Annotated in this window: 14 protein-coding genes; 10 read left to right on the top strand and 4 right to left on the bottom strand. The window is 64.0% G+C overall.

Annotated elements, in window-relative coordinates; genetic code table 11:
* Nucleotides 1-100: 100 nt before the first annotated feature.
* On the top strand, nt 101-1,057 hold the full coding sequence (locus tag J9885_RS16685; protein ID WP_210550108.1) for a D-2-hydroxyacid dehydrogenase: 957 nt from the start codon (nt 101-103) through the stop codon (nt 1,055-1,057).
* A 79-nt stretch (nt 1,058-1,136) separates the two neighbouring features.
* Here the strand turns inward: J9885_RS16685 and J9885_RS16680 are convergent, their stop codons facing one another.
* Complete coding sequence (locus J9885_RS16680) at nt 1,137-1,619, bottom strand: glycine zipper domain-containing protein (protein ID WP_043762168.1); 483 nt, start codon at nt 1,617-1,619, stop codon at nt 1,137-1,139.
* Nucleotides 1,620-1,873: 254 nt separating this feature from the next.
* Nucleotides 1,874-3,406, bottom strand: a complete 1,533-nt coding sequence (locus J9885_RS16675; protein WP_210550107.1) for a sensor domain-containing diguanylate cyclase — start codon at nt 3,404-3,406, stop codon at nt 1,874-1,876.
* A gap of 278 nt (nt 3,407-3,684) precedes the next feature.
* Between J9885_RS16675 and J9885_RS16670 the strand changes: the two genes are divergently transcribed.
* Both J9885_RS16670 and J9885_RS16665 read left to right on the top strand, forming a co-directional pair.
* Nucleotides 3,685-4,287 (top strand): nitroreductase family protein, encoded by a 603-nt coding sequence (locus tag J9885_RS16670; RefSeq protein ID WP_134695384.1) that lies wholly within the window; start codon nt 3,685-3,687, stop codon nt 4,285-4,287.
* A gap of 108 nt (nt 4,288-4,395) precedes the next feature.
* Complete coding sequence (locus J9885_RS16665; RefSeq protein ID WP_210550106.1) at nt 4,396-5,859, top strand: GGDEF domain-containing protein; 1,464 nt, start codon at nt 4,396-4,398, stop codon at nt 5,857-5,859.
* A gap of 73 nt (nt 5,860-5,932) precedes the next feature.
* On the opposite strand, the gene J9885_RS16660 is transcribed toward J9885_RS16665, so the two are convergent.
* Nucleotides 5,933-6,151, bottom strand: a complete 219-nt coding sequence (locus J9885_RS16660) for a hypothetical protein (RefSeq protein WP_134695382.1) — start codon at nt 6,149-6,151, stop codon at nt 5,933-5,935.
* A gap of 114 nt (nt 6,152-6,265) precedes the next feature.
* Here J9885_RS16660 and J9885_RS16655 point away from each other — a divergent pair, with 114 nt between their 5' ends.
* Together J9885_RS16655 and J9885_RS16650 are read left to right on the top strand one after the other, a co-directional pair.
* On the top strand, nt 6,266-7,171 hold the full coding sequence (locus J9885_RS16655; protein WP_210550105.1) for a LysR family transcriptional regulator: 906 nt from the start codon (nt 6,266-6,268) through the stop codon (nt 7,169-7,171).
* A gap of 83 nt (nt 7,172-7,254) precedes the next feature.
* The gene (locus tag J9885_RS16650) at nt 7,255-7,482 is read left to right on the top strand and encodes a DUF333 domain-containing protein (protein WP_043762175.1); all 228 of its coding nucleotides are present in this window, start codon (nt 7,255-7,257) and stop codon (nt 7,480-7,482) included.
* A gap of 113 nt (nt 7,483-7,595) precedes the next feature.
* On the opposite strand, the gene J9885_RS16645 is transcribed toward J9885_RS16650, so the two are convergent.
* Nucleotides 7,596-8,759, bottom strand: a complete 1,164-nt coding sequence (locus J9885_RS16645; protein WP_043762176.1) for an FAD-dependent monooxygenase — start codon at nt 8,757-8,759, stop codon at nt 7,596-7,598.
* Between the two features lie 256 nt (nt 8,760-9,015).
* Here J9885_RS16645 and miaB point away from each other — a divergent pair, with 256 nt between their 5' ends.
* The 5 genes from miaB to lnt all read left to right on the top strand — a co-directional run bounded on the left by miaB (nt 9,016) and on the right by lnt (nt 14,699).
* Nucleotides 9,016-10,449 carry a tRNA (N6-isopentenyl adenosine(37)-C2)-methylthiotransferase MiaB gene (miaB, locus tag J9885_RS16640; protein WP_134695378.1) on the top strand — a complete coding sequence of 478 codons (1,434 nt, stop codon included), beginning with the start codon at nt 9,016-9,018 and terminating at the stop codon, nt 10,447-10,449.
* 44 nt (nt 10,450-10,493) lie between these two features.
* A complete protein-coding gene (locus tag J9885_RS16635; RefSeq protein WP_134695377.1) occupies nt 10,494-11,546 on the top strand; it encodes a PhoH family protein in 1,053 nt (350 codons plus the stop codon).
* Nucleotides 11,543-12,010: an rRNA maturation RNase YbeY gene (gene ybeY, locus J9885_RS16630; RefSeq protein WP_043762179.1), complete on the top strand. Its 468-nt coding sequence runs from the start codon at nt 11,543-11,545 to the stop codon at nt 12,008-12,010. Before J9885_RS16635 ends, ybeY begins: the two co-directional genes overlap by 4 nt.
* 94 nt (nt 12,011-12,104) lie before the next feature.
* The gene (gene corC / locus J9885_RS16625; RefSeq protein WP_043762180.1) at nt 12,105-12,986 is read left to right on the top strand and encodes a CNNM family magnesium/cobalt transport protein CorC; all 882 of its coding nucleotides are present in this window, start codon (nt 12,105-12,107) and stop codon (nt 12,984-12,986) included.
* A 183-nt stretch (nt 12,987-13,169) separates the two neighbouring features.
* Nucleotides 13,170-14,699, top strand: coding sequence for an apolipoprotein N-acyltransferase (gene lnt, locus J9885_RS16620; protein WP_210550104.1), 1,530 nt, complete (start codon nt 13,170-13,172; stop codon nt 14,697-14,699).
* Nucleotides 14,700-14,843: the final 144 nt, after the last annotated feature.

Here is a 14,843-nt window from a genome sequence, read left to right as displayed (position 1 = left end):
ATAACGAGGCAGGAGCGGCCCTCCTGCCGCCGCTCATGACCGGGCTGGTCAGCCGCCCTCCCTCTTTGGCATCATGTCTCTTCCATTGGCAGGAGGCTTCATGCAGCAAATCGTGTTTCTCGACAGCGACACCCTGGACGCCGGCATCAATCTGCGTCGCCCCGATTTTCCCCATCACTGGCAGAGCTATCCGGCCACGGCGCCGGATCAGGTGGTTGAGCGCCTCGCGTGCGCCAGCATCGCCATCATCAACAAGGTCCGCATCGGTGCCGACGAACTGGCCAGGTTGCCCGAGCTCAAGCTGATTGCCCTCGCGGCCACCGGCAGCGACAACCTGGATCTGGAGGCGTGCCGCGCCGCCGGTGTCGCCGTGTGCAACATCCGCAACTACTCGGGCCCCTCCGTCCCCGAGCACGCCATGGCACTGATGCTGGCCCTGTCACGCAACCTGTTCGCCTGGCGCCAATCCTTGCTGGAGGGACGCTGGCAACAGAGCGGCCAGTTCTGCTTCTTCGATCACCCCATCGCGGATCTGCACGGCAAGCGCCTCGGCATCATCGGCAAGGGGACGCTGGGGCAGGCGCTGGGGCAGCGGGCCCAGGCCATCGGCATGGAGGTTCGCTATGCCCAGAGCCAGATAGGGACGAGTGGCGATGACGACCGACTGCCCCTGGACGCCCTGCTGGAGAGCTCGGACGTGATCAGCCTGCACTGCCCGCTGACCCCCTATACCCGCCATCTGATAGGCGAGCGGGAGCTGGCCATGATGAAACCGGGCGCCCTGCTCATCAACGTGGGACGCGGCGGCCTGGTGGACGAGCAGGCCCTGCTGGAGGCCCTCGGCAACGGGCGCCTCGGCGGCGCCGGCTTCGATGTGGCGAGCCAGGAGCCGCCTCCTCCGGAACATCCCCTGATGCAGGCCCTGCGCTACCCCAACTTCATCCTGACCCCCCATGTCGCCTGGGCCAGCGAGGAGTCGATGCAGCGACTCGCGGATCAGCTGATCGACAATATCAACGCCTTCGCCCTCGGCAGGCGCCAGCACCGGCTGGTCTAGCGGCGCACACCGTCCCCGGGCCTCGGCTGCGGGATCAAAAAAAGGGGCCAGTGGCCCCTTCTTGCATCCTGCAGTGGCATCAATCGTCGTGCCATTTGTGCTTGCGGTGTTTCTTGTGCTTCTTGTAGTAATGGCGGTGATCATGATAGTGCCGGTCACCGTAGTAACGGCCACCCCGGCTCTCGTGAGTGTCGCCGGTCTTGGCGCCGATGGCGGAACCGCCTGCACCGCCGATGCCGGCCCCGATCAGGCGACCGGTGTCGCCCCCGACGCTCTTGCCGATGGCGGCGCCACCCAGGGCACCGACGGCGCCTCCGAGGGCGGCTTCATTTTTGTTGCCCCGGTTGGCCGTGGCCGCACCACCTGCCGCACCGCCGATCGCCGCCCCGACCAGGGCCCCCGTGTCGCCGCCCAGCTCCTTGCCGATCATGGTCCCGGCCACCCCGCCGGCACCGCCGCCGAGTATGGTATTGAGGGTCTCGGACGCCTGCACCTGACCCGTTCCCAACAGCAGCGACCCCAGCAATGCCACCGTACTCATGCCAAACTGTTTCATTTTCATGGGATACTCCCGTCAAGCCTGATGACTGGTGATTTTTCCCAGCACTATACAAAGCGACATGCCCTGCGCTACTGCGGCAACAGGGAGAGCTGCGGCAACCCGGTTGTCTCCTGTTCGCGACAGGTTCCATTGGAGCAGGCTAAACACATGAAAATTAATTAAAAAAAAAGGTCACATAGGAAATTATCTCCGCTGTGACCCGATTCTTGCCCCAGAGCATTATTTTTCCCACTGCAATGCTCTGACAGATACTGTCACATACCCCCGCAGAAGGACGTTTCAGGGGAGGAGAGATGCCAGCAGTCGCGCCCCTGCCGCTTGCTCTCGTAGAGGCATTCATCGGCCCGCTCGAACGGGTCAGGGGAGTCCTCCGGATAGTGCGCGCCTCCGGCGCTCAGGGTGATGGACGCCTCGAACTCGCGCCATTGCAGCGTCCGTACCCTCCCCAGCAGGTGGGTCAGGCCGTACTCCACCTCCTCCCGCTCCCAGGGCAGCAGGGCCGCAAATTCGTCCCCACCGATCCGGTAGACCCCCCCTTCCCCCAGGGTTCTCGCCATGATGGTCGCCACCCGAAACAGCACGGCATCCCCCACCCCGTGTCCCCAGCTGTCATTGACGCCCTTGAAGTTGTCCACGTCGAACAGGACCAGCCAGTAGGGGGTGCCCTCCTGCTCCAGCCCGGCCCTGTCCTGCTCGAAGGCCCGCCGGTTCATGATGCCGGTGAGGGGATCGTGCAACAGGGCATCCAGCCCCTGCTGCAGACTGGTTCTGACCTGGTTTATCTCCCCCAGGCTGCCATGCACGAACCAGGTGCGCTGGCGCCGCTGGATCTCCAGCAAGGCCTCATCCCGAATGAGGCCGCTGAGGGAGCCCTGCACCAGCGCCTGCTCCTGGCGGAAGATCCGCACCAGTAACAGCAGGCTGCACAGCCAGATGCAGAGCAGTGCCAGCGCGGGCAGCACCACCATCAGCAGGGTCTCCTGCAGGTTCTCGTGAAAATGGCCGGGGGGCAGGTAGAGGTTGAGATCCCAGTCCATGTCGGTGAGCCCGTGCCTGAGGTGGCGCCCCTCCCAGAGCACATCCAGCCCGCCGACCTGACGCTCCCGGTCGAAGGCGCTCGGCAGCAGCTGCAGATTGTGCCCCACCACCCGCTGCCCCCCCTTGCGCTCCGTGATGTAGAGGGCGGCCTGGTCCCCTCCCAGTGCCCGCCCCAACGCCGCCTGCAGCGTGTTGAACGACATGTCCACCATCAGCAGCCCCAGCAGTTGCCCCTCGTCATCCCTGACCCGCTTGATCAGGGTCAGTACCTGGTTGGCGGAAGCAAACTCATCGTAGGGGCCAAACCAGATGAGGTCATCACCGCCGCTGGCGATCGCCTGGTACCAGGGGCGCTCCCGCGCCTCATAGCCTGCCGGCGCACGCCAGTCGGGATAGCCGTCGAGGTGGTTGGTGCGCACGTTGTAGAAAAAGAGGTAGTGGGCGTCGTGCTTGAACTGATGGGCGATGGGCCAGATCGGGTTGATGGCCGTCTCCCCCCTCGCGATCGCCCGCTTGTCCAGGGAGGACTCCAGCACGCCGAGCTGCCGCTGGTTGTCCTGCGCCAGCTCGTGGATCAGGGTGGCATCGATGGTGGTGAGCATGTGACCGTAACCCGCCATGGTCTTGTCGATGCTCTGCAGGTAGCTGGCCGCCGCCAGCAACAGGGTGGCGATCAGCACCAGGGCGCCAAGCACAAACGACAGCGGGGTCAGGATGTAATAGCGTTCCTTGATGATCGCAGCAGCCACTCCACCACCCATAAAATGTCGTTAAAAACTCATTTTATGGTGAAATCAACCAAACCATCATTGATTGAAATCATCAGTGGCTACTGTTGGGGGTCGAAAAGGGAACATTGGGTCCACTCTTATATATGCGTTCCCGAGCAGTGAATATCCATAAAAAGTAAAAACACTCCTCACCCCGTGTTGACGGTTTCTTGTGCAGAAGGTGTTATAGTCGATGACTCGAGAAATCGGAGCCAGATGAACGTTATCGGCGATGATCCATCAACCAAGGAGATGTTATGAGCAGTCCGTTTATCGAACAGATCAAAGTACGTCGTACCATCTATGCCCTGGGCAACCGGGTGACCCATTCCGAGCCCCAACTGACGGCCCTTATCAAGGATGCCATCAAGCACAGCCCCTCCTCTTTCAACTCCCAGAGCTCCCGCGCCGTCATTCTGTTTGGCGAGGAGCACCACAAGCTGTGGGACATCGTCAAGGCCGAGCTCAAGAAGATAGTTCCGCCGGAGGCCTATCCCCAGAGTGAGGCCAAGATCAACGGCAGCTTCCGGGCCGGTTTCGGAACCGTTCTCTTCTTCGAGGACACCGCCGTCATCCAGGATCTGCAGCAGAAGTTCGCCCTCTATGCCGACAACTTCCCCATCTGGTCCGAACACGGCACCGGGATAGCCCAGTTCGCGGTCTGGACCACCCTGGCCCAGGAAGGCATCGGCGCCTCCCTGCAGCACTACAATCCGCTGATCGACGAGGCGGTGCGCCAGACGTGGAACCTGCCCGCTAGTTGGCTCCTGCGTGCCCAGATGCCCTTCGGCAGCATAGAACAGCCCGCCGGTGACAAGACCTTCATCGAGGACGATGTCCGCTTCCGGGTCTTCGGCTAATCCCCCGGCCCCCTCTCGCAGGGGGCCTCTTCCCGCCTCTCCTCTGTCCTTTTCCCGTCAACCCCCCTACTCTGTGACAACATTATCAGTCATGACGAGGAGAACCTCATGAGGGAGGCCAGACGCCAGCAGATCCCGCCCAGACTCTATCCGCTGTTTGCCTTTCTCTGTGTCACCACCCTGATCCTCCTGTTCTCCCTGATGGGCATCTTCACCCGCCCCCCGAACCTGCTGGCCGCCTTCTGGCCGGCCAACGCCGTGCTGCTCGGCATCATGCTGCGCTACCCACGCCTCGCCTCCCTGCCGGGGTGGCTGGGAAGCATTGCAGGCTACCTGCTCGCCGCCCAGTTCACCCAGGACGACCTCCAGAAGACGCTGCTGCTGACCCTGGGCAACCTGGCGGGCGTCTGCGTCGGCTTTGTGCTGTTTCGCTGCCTGAGCTCGCAAGAGAGGCGTCTGAGGCGACCCACCTCCCTGGTGTTTTTGCTACTGATATCCATGGCGGCCTCCCTGGCTGCCGGCCTCGTCGGGGCCTTCATCAATCCCCTGCTTTTTCAGGGCACCATGCTCTACGGGCTCGGCTTCTGGTTTGCCAGCGAGCTCGTCAACTACATGGCCATACTGCCGGTGATCCTCACGCTGCCTCCCCCCGGGGAGATCTCGGCCTGGCTAGCCCGCCTGTTCCGGCCCCAGCTCTCCTGGCCCAGGCTGATGCCACTGCTGAGCCTGCTCTGCACCATGATGCTCTCCCTGCTGATCGCTGGTCCCGGCTCCATCGCCTTCCCGGTGCCCGCCCTGCTGTGGTGCGCCGTCAGCTATTCGCTCTTTACCACCAGCCTGCTCTCCCTGGGTTTCAGCACCCTGACCCTGCTGGCCCTCTCCAACGGCTATCTCGTCATCAGCCACGATGCCCAGACCCAGTACTGGATGTTTTCGGTCAGGATCGGCGTCATGCTGATCGCCCTCACCCCCCTCACCGCCGCCAGCATCATGGCCGTGCGCAACAACCTGCTGAGCAGGATGGAGCATCTGGCCCATCATGATCACCTCACCGGCGTGCTCAATCGCACCGGCTTCTGGCCGATGGCCCAGTCCATGCTAGCCACCCAGGAGCTGCGCCAGCTCCCCGTCGCCGTCGGCATGCTGGATCTGGACCACTTCAAGCGCGTCAATGACAGTCATGGCCACGAGTCCGGCGATCACCTGCTCAGGGCCTTCACCGATACAGTGCGTCACCAGCTGCGCCAGGGGGATCTCTTCGTGCGTCTGGGAGGGGAGGAGTTCGCCATCGTGCTGCCGGCGACCACCCAGTCCCAGGCCCTGGAGGTGGTCGAGCGACTGCGGGAGAAGGTGGCCGGGATGAGCATGATGGATGCGTCCGGTCAACCCATCGTCGCCACCGTCAGCATAGGGCTCGCCTGCCAGCAACGCGGCACCTACAACCTGGACAGGCTGCTCTCCCGCGCCGATCAGGCGCTCTATCAGGCCAAGCGCCATGGTCGCAACCGGGTGGAGCTGCACCGGGAAGACGCGCCGGATGACCGGGATGGCAGCCCGTCGGCCAACCCATGAGCCCTCCCCATCCGGCGATCCCGTTCGAGCTCAGCGTCCAGATACCCCGGTCGGCCGATGCGGCTCGATCCCTTCAGCGCCCCGCCAGCGTGTCGATGAAGGCCTGCCGCTGGGTCGCGGCCTCATAGCAGGCGAGCGCCTGCTCGGCATTGCTCGCCCACACCGGCTGGGGGCCCACCGCAAATCCCTGCTGCAACAGGCTGGTCAGCAGTTCCCCCGTCTCCTGGGCCGCCAGTGGCTGTGCCAGTACCAGGCTTCCCTTGATCAAGAACAGATAGCGTTCGGTCGACATGACATGACTCCTTGTGGCTGGTCGGCAGGCCGGATGGCCTGTTTCGAGACCATTAGAACAAGGCAGTTAGATAATTTATAATCAATAAATCGCCACATTGGATAACCAAATGGAATGAAATTCGACCTCAGGCAACTGCAGGCCTTCGTCATGCTGGCCGAGACCGCCAACTACCGCGAGGCGGCGCAGCGGCTGTTCGTGACCCAGCCGGCCCTCACCAAGCAGATCCAGGGGCTGGAGCTCGCCCTCGGCAGCACCCTGTTCAACCGGGGGCGCCACGGCGCCGAGCTGACCGCCATCGGCCAGCAGCTGCTCCCCCAGGCCCTTGCCCTGGTCGAACACGGCAAGGGGTTCGAACATCACGCCCTGGCGCTGGCGAGCGGCGCCGCGGGGCGCCTCAGGATAGGGTTCGGGCTCTCCAGCTTCGCACTCGCCCCCTCCCTGGTGGCCGCCTTCAAGCAGCAGGCCCCGGACGTGCTGGTGCATCTGCAGGACATGACCTCCGCCATTCAGCAGGAGCAGCTGCTGACCGGACGGCTGCAGGCCGGTTTCATGCGCCGGCCAGAGGCGCCGCAACTGCGCGAGCACAGGCTGCTGACGGACAGGCTGGTGCTGGCCGTTCCCACCCGGATGACGCTGCCGGATCCGGCGGCCTTCGACGTGGAGCAGGCCCTGACTCGCCAGCCGCTGCTGCAGATGGTGGGTCACCGCTGCCCCGGTCTCACCCGGCAGATAGCCCGCTTTCTCGGCGCCAACCGCCTGAGCGGCATGATCCAGGAGGCGGAAGATATCCAGACTCTGGTGGCCCTGGTGGCCGCCGGCATCGGCAACGCCATCCTGCCCCGCAGCGTCGGCTTTATCGCAGGCCAGGAGGTGACCCTCTACCCTCTCTCCGGCCCCTGGTCGGAGTGGGACATCAGCCTGGTGTGGAACCCGGAGTTTGCGGACCCTATCCGGGATCGCTTCCTGCAACTGGTTCTGGCGGCCCACCCGGCAGCCAGCCCCGCGACCGAAGGATAAAATGGACTCATTTTTGCCTTTTTTATGAGGGGGGCAGTAAGATGGGCAGCGAGAATCCAGCCACCATCTGAAGGGAGAACCCCATGATCAAGCCACTTATTGCGCTCTTGCCCGCCCTCTTGCTGAGCGCCTGTGCCAGCGAAAAAGCGCCGACGCCCGTCGGCATGGCCAACCCGGCCTCGGTCTACTGTGGCGAACAGGGAGGCAAAGTGATCATCAAGCAGGAAGCCAATGGCGCCGTGGGTTACTGCCATCTGCCAGACGGCCAGGTGGCCGAGGAGTGGGCCTTCTATCGCTCGACTCATCCCTGATCTTGGCGCGACTGCAGGCCTGATGCACAAGGGGGCGATTCATCAGAACCGCCCCCTTGTTGTTACGCTCACGGGAGCTGCGCCCGCTTCTCTCATGGCGACCGGCGGCAACCTCAGACCAGCCCCAGGGCATAACGCAGCGCCATCTCCTTGAGGGGGCCCGCCTTGTCCGCCAGGTTCAGCGCCAGGTTGCGGGCAAGCTTGAGGGGGCCTATCTCGTTGCTGAACGCCCCGTAGAAGAGATCCATCCCCGACTGCATCAGCAGGTTGTCCGGACGCCGACGGCGCTCGTAGCGCGCGGCCAGCCCCAGCCCATGCCAGTCAGCCCCCGCCTTGGCCAGAGCCTCGGCCCAGCAGGCCACGTCCTTGAAGCCGAGGTTGACCCCCTGCCCGGCAAGCGGGTTGATGGTGTGGGCGGCATCACCGAGCAGCACCACCCTGCCGGCGTGGTAGTCGTTGGCGTGGCGACGCACCAGGGGGAAGCTCCCCTTGCCGGTCACGCGAAAGCCGCCGAGCCGGCTCGGGAAGTGGCGGCGCACCTCGGCGGCCAGCCCCTCGTTGTCCATGGCGGTCAGGGCCCGGATGCGGGCCGGGCTGTCGTACCACACCAGGGAGCCGTGACGACCCGGCAGCGGCAGGAAGGCGCGGGGGCCCTGCGGGGTGAACTGCTGCCAGGTGATGTCCTCCTGCTCAAAGTCGGTGTCGATGTTGATCAGCATGCAGTGCTGGCGGTACTCGAAGCGCGAGACGCCGATCCCGGCGAGCCTGCGGGTATGGGATTCGGCGCCGTCGCAGGCCAGCACCCAGCGTGCCTGCAGCTCGGTGCCATCATCCAGCAGCAGGGTAGCGTGTTCCCTGTCCTGACGCAGACTCTGCACCGCCGCCGGGGTATGGGTCTGGATGTTGGGGAAATCCTCCATACGCCTCAAGAGAGCGAGCTGCACCAGCCGGTTCTCGATGATGTAGCCAAGCTGGGGCAGGCCCAGGTCGGCCGCATCAAAGCGGGTGGCAAAGCCGTCCAGCTCCCAGGTCTCCAGCCGGCGATAGGGGCACAGCCGCATCTGCCGCAGGTATTGCCAGGCGCCCGCCTGCTCCAGCAGGGCCACCGACGCCAGACTGATGGCGGAGACCCGCAGATCCAGCGGCTGCTCCGGCGCGTAGGGCCCCGGCAACCGGGTCTCGATGACCCGCACCGAGCGGCCCTGGCTCGCCAGCAGGCAGGCGGTGGCGGCGCCCACCATGCCGGCGCCGACGATGGCGATATCGCAATGTTCCATGACGTACTTCCTGAAATGGGCGCCCACGCAGACAGAGAGGGGCTGAATCGAATGAGGGCATGATAGCGCAACGAAGGTGGATAAACAGTGAGAGAAGCGGCGAATTGCCTTGCCCAATCAAGGACAAAACCCCTGTTGACGCGGCCAGCCAGCCCATGGGGACCGCCGGATATTAACTAGTCAGCCCCGCCATTGCGGAGTAAAATGCCCGGTCCTTTGACCCTGTCGATAGCAAAAAACCGTCATTAGAGTAGCGATGAGCAAGAAACTTCATATCAAGACCTGGGGCTGCCAGATGAACGAGTACGACTCGTCCAAGATGGCGGACCTGTTGGACGCCAGCCATGGTTATCAGCTGACCGAAGAGCCCGAAGAGGCCGACGTCCTGTTGCTGAACACCTGTTCCATCCGCGAGAAGGCCCAGGAGAAGGTGTTCCACCTGCTCGGTCGCTGGAAGAAGCTCAAGGCCAAGAAGCCGGGTCTGGTGATCGGGGTGGGCGGCTGCGTCGCCTCCCAGGAAGGGGACAACCTGAGAAAGCGCGCCCCCTATGTGGACATCGTCTTCGGCCCCCAGACCCTCCATCGCCTGCCCGCCATGATCAAGCAGGTGCAGGAGGGCCACGGCGCCCAGGTGGACATCGCCTTCCCCGAAATCGAGAAGTTCGACAACCTGCCGGAGCCGCGCGCCGAGGGGGCCACCGCCTTCGTCTCCATCATGGAAGGCTGCTCCAAATACTGCTCCTTCTGCGTGGTGCCCTACACCCGCGGCGAAGAGGTGAGCCGCCCGCTCGACGACGTGCTCTACGAAATCGCCCAGCTCGCCCAGCAGGGGGTGCGCGAGGTCAACCTGCTCGGCCAGAACGTCAACGCCTATCGCGGCCCGACCTTCGAGGGGGATGACTGCACCTTCGCCGAGCTGCTGCGCCTGGTGGCCGCCATCGACGGCATCGACCGCATTCGCTACACCACCAGCCACCCCATCGAGTTCACCGACGACATCATCGAGGTCTATCGGGACACCCCCGAGGTGGTCAGCTTCCTGCACCTGCCGGTACAAAGCGGCTCGGATCGCATCCTGACCATGATGAAGCGGCCCCATACCGTGCTGGAGTACAAGTCCAAGATCCGCCGCCTGCGCGCCGTGCGTCCCGACATCACCATGAGCTCGGACTTCATCGTCGGCTTCCCGAACGAGACGGACGAGGACTTCGAGGCCACCATGAAGCTGATCGAGGAGATCAACTTCGACATGAGCTTCAGCTTCATCTACAGCCCCCGCCCCGGCACTCCGGCCGCGGACCTGCCCGACGATGTGGACATGGAGGTGAAGAAGGCCCGCCTCACCCGGCTGCAGAACCAGATCAATCACCAGTCCATGCTCATCGGCCGCGCCATGCTGGGCTCGGTACAGCGCATCCTGGTGGAAGGCCCCTCCAAGCTGGATCCCATGCAGCTCAGTGGCCGCACCGAGAACAACCGGGTGGTCAACTTCGAGGGCTCCCACCGCCTCATCGGCGGCTTCGCCGACGTGGAGATCATCGACGTGCGCCCCTTCTCCCTGCGCGGCCGTTTCATCCGTGGCGAGGACGAGATGAACCTGCGCATCGCCACGGCGCCGAGCGAGATCCTGGCCCGCCGCCCCGACAACGTGCCCGATCCCCTGGGCGTTGCGGCCTTCACTCCCCATTAATTGCGCTTCCCTCCCGGAGGGAGGCGCCCTGAAACGAGGTCAACTTGAGCCGACATATCGCGACCCTGAACCTGCACCTGGAGCCCGCCGACAACCTGCGCCTCGCCAGCCTGTGCGGCCCCTTTGACGACAACCTCAAGCAGCTGGAGCGCCGCCTCGGCATCGAGGTCAGCTACCGGAACAACCATTTCCAGGTGATCGGCAAGCAGGCCCAGGTGGACGCCGCAGCCGTCATCCTCAAGCACCTCTATGTGGAGACCCAGCCGCTCAAGGGCGGCAAGGTGACTGACATTACCCCCGACATGGTGCACCTGGCGGTGCAGGAGTCCCGGGTGCTGGAGCAGGACGAGGACGAGGCTCCCAGCCTGCCTTATGGCAAGGAGGTGACGGTCAAGACCAAACGCGGCCTCATCAAGCCGCGCAGCCCGAACCAAGCCCAGTACATCGCCAATATCGTGCGCCACGACATCAGCTTCGGCATAGGCCCGGCCGGTACCGGCAAGACCTATCTGGCGGTGGCCGCCGCCGTGGATGCCCTGGAGCGCCAGGAGATCCGCCGCATCCTGCTGACCCGTCCGGCGGTAGAAGCGGGGGAGAAGCTCGGCTTCCTGCCCGGGGATCTCTCCCAGAAGGTGGACCCCTACCTGCGCCCGCTCTACGACGCCCTGTTCGAGATGCTGGGCTTCGAGCGCGTGGAGAAGCTGATGGAGCGCAACATCATCGAGGTAGCGCCGCTCGCTTATATGCGAGGCAGAACCTTGAATGACGCCTTTATCATCCTGGACGAGGCCCAGAACACCACCACGGAGCAGATGAAGATGTTCCTGACCCGCATCGGCTTCAACTCCAAGGCGGTGGTCACCGGCGACATCACCCAGGTGGACCTGCCCCGCAGCACCAAGTCCGGCCTGCGCCACGCCCTGGAGGTACTGCAGGGGGTCGATGGCCTCTCCTTCAACTTCTTCGAGTCCAAGGACGTGGTGCGCCACCCCGTGGTCGCCCGCATCGTCCAGGCCTACGAGGCATTTGACGCCCAGCAGGCGGCCGAGAAGGCCGCCATCAACAAAGCGAACACCAGCAAAGAGAGTGCCCAATGAGCGTGACCCTGGATCTGCAACTGGCCTGTGCCAGCAACGACGGCCTGCCGAGCGAGGCCCAGCTGCAGGGCTGGCTTGACGGCACCATCCTGGGCTTCCAGGAGGAGGCCGAGGTGACGGTGCGCCTGGTGGACGAGGCGGAGAGCCGCGAGCTCAACCACACCTACCGTGGCAAGGACAAACCCACCAACGTGCTCTCCTTCCCGTTCGAGGCGCCCCCGGGTCTCGAGCTGCCCCTGCTCGGCGATCTGGTGATCTGCCGCCAGGTGGTGGAAGCCGAGGCCATCGAGCAGGGCAAACCGCTCATGGCCCACTGGGCCCACATGGTTGTGCACGGCAGTCTGCATCTGCTAGGTTATGACCATATCGAGGACGAGGAAGCCGAGGAGATGGAGCAGCTCGAGCGCGACATCATGCAAGAACTGGGCTTTGCAGACCCCTATTTGGACGACGACGAAGAGTAAAGGGCCGGGCTGTCATCGCCTTGAAACAGCCGATGACCACCCTTATATCTCCCAACGATTTCACGTGTGTTTTAGCGAGTAACCAAGAGAGAAAATGACCGACGATCACCCTAGTACCGGCTCGCCGAAGAAAACCTGGCTCGACAAGCTCAGCCAACTCTTTCAGGGCGAGCCCAAAGACCGCAACGATCTGGTGGAAGTCATCGCCGATGCCGAAGAGCGGGACCTCATCGATCAGGACACCAAGGACATGATCGAGGGCGTGCTCGAAATTGCCGAGCTGCGCGTGCGCGACATCATGATCCCCCGCTCCCAGATGGTGACCATCGAGAAGTCCCAACCGGTGGACGAGTTCCTGCCCGTCATCATCGAATCCGGCCACTCCCGTTTCCCGGTGATCAACGAAGACAAGGATCACGTGGAGGGCATACTGCTCGCCAAGGATCTGCTGCCGTTTGGCTTTGGCGGCCATCACGCCAGCGAACCGCTGCAGCTCGAGAAGATCCTGCGTCCCACCGTCATCGTGCCGGAGAGCAAGCGGGTCGATCGCCTGCTCAAGGAGTTCCGGGAAGAGCGCTACCACATGGCCATCGTGGTGGACGAGTTTGGCGGTGTCTCTGGCCTCGTGACCATCGAGGACATCCTGGAGCTCATCGTCGGCGAGATTGACGACGAGTTCGACGACATCGAGGACGAGCCCGAAGAGATCCGCCGCATCAGCAAACGGGTCTTCTCCATCAGCGCCCTCACCGAGATCGAGGACTTCAACGACTTCTTCGGCACCCAGTTCAGCGATGAAGAGGTGGATACCGTGGGCGGTCTGGTGATGCACGCCTTCAGCCACCTGCCCAAGAAGGGCGAGGAGATCGAGCTCGACGGCTACCTGTTCAAGGTGATGCACGCGGACCGTCGCCGCCTGCAGCAGCTGCAGGTGAAGATCCCGGAACATCACGCGGCGGCCCAGCCGGAGTCCTGATCCCGCGCTACCCGCTTCGTCAATCAACGCCCCTCTGACCAGGGGCGTTTGTTTTTGCCCCCTTGCCCATTCCCCGGGCCCCCTCACGACGTCCGCCGCCGCCAGGCTCGCCGTTGGCGTGCTTTGCGGTTAAGATGTCGGCCATTCCATTTTCATTCAGCCCAATTCGAGCCCCGATCTCCCGTGAAATCGAAACTCCTGACAAGCCTGTGCGCCCTGGCCTCTGGCGCCATCGCCGTGCTGGCCTTCTCCCCCTTCGGCTACTGGCCTCTGGTGATCCCCTCCCTGCTCGGTCTCTACGCCCTGCTGGACAAGGCCACCCCCAAACAGGCTGCCTGGCGCGGCTTCGGCTACGCCATGGGCCTGTTCCTGCCCGGACAGTGGTGGATCCACGTCAGCATGACGGAGTTTGGCGGCATCCCGCTGCCGGCCGCCTTCGTGCTGCTGGCCGGGCTCTGCGCCTATCTGTCCCTCTATCCGACCCTGGCCTGCTGGCTCTTCGCCCGCTTCTTCACGGGTCGCCACTGGAGCCGCTGGCTGCTCGCCTTCCCGGCGCTCTGGCTGATGGCCGACTGGCTGCGGGGCTGGGTGATGACGGGCTATCCCTGGCTCTGGTTTGGCTATACCCAGATAGACGGCCCCCTCAAGGGTTTCGCCCCCATCCTCGGGGTGCAGGGCATCACCCTCGCCCTGCTCTTGACCGCCTCCGCCCTCTGGCTAACCTGGCAGAGCCGCAAGCCGGCCTGGCTGCTGCTGCCGGTCGCCCTGGTGGGCGGAGCCCAGGGGCTGATGCAGCTCAACTGGGTGACCCGGGGGGAGCCAGTCAAGGTCGCCCTGGTGCAGGGCAACATCGCCCAGTCCCTCAAGTGGGATCCGGAGGCCCTGGTGCCGACGGTGCGCACCTATCAGGATCTCAGCCGCGAGAACCAGGACGCCGACATCATCGTCTGGCCCGAATCGGCGATCCCGGCCATCGAGAAAGAGATGGGCACCTATCTGGAGAGCCTGGACAAGGCGATGAAGGTGAACGACACCGGCCTGCTGGCGGGCATCATCCATTACGATCTGAAACAGCAGCGCTTCTACAATACCGTGCTCGGCATGGGGGTGCAGGATGCCGAGGGCAAGGAGTCCTACTACTACGAGCACAAGAACCGCTACTACAAGTACCACCTGCTGCCCATCGGCGAGTTCGTGCCCTTTGAAGATCTGCTGCGCCCCATCGCCCCCTTCTTCAATCTGCCCATGTCCTCCTTCAGCCGGGGTGACGAGGTGCAGCCGAACCTGATCGCCAAGGGGCTCAAGTTCGCCGCCGCCATCTGCTACGAGATCATCTTCCCGGACGAGGTGCGCCGCAACGTGCAGCCGGACACCGACTTCCTGCTGACCGTCTCGAACGATGCCTGGTTCGGCACCAGTATCGGCCCCTGGCAGCACATGGAGATCGCCCGCATGCGCGCCCTCGAGCTCGCCCGCCCGCTGCTGCGCGACACCAACACCGGCATCACCATCGTCACCGAGATCGACGGCAGCATCATCGCCCAGCTGCCGCAGTTCGAGGCCGGGGTGCTGCGCGCCGAGGTGCGCCCGGCCCACGGCGTGACCCCCTATCTGCGCTTTGGCAGCTGGCCCATGTATGGCATCGCCGCCCTGCTGCTGGGGCTGGGTCTGGTCCTGCGCCCCCGCGCCCATCCCTGGGCACGCAAGGGCTGAGGCAACACAAGGCAGATAAACAAGAGAGGCGCCCAGGGGCGCCTCTCTTCTGTTCAGTCTGATACCCGCCCAGAACCTGTTCAGGCTCTGCAACGAGAGGTCGTCGGCAAGGTAAAGAGCAGCGCAGAAACCGGAGCGTATAGA

Source organism: Aeromonas sp. SrichE-2G (assembly GCF_017939565.1).
Lineage (GTDB): Bacteria > Pseudomonadota > Gammaproteobacteria > Enterobacterales > Aeromonadaceae > Aeromonas > Aeromonas taiwanensis.
Note: the sequence above shows the minus strand (reverse complement) of the source record. Positions and strands in the feature narration are given on the sequence as shown.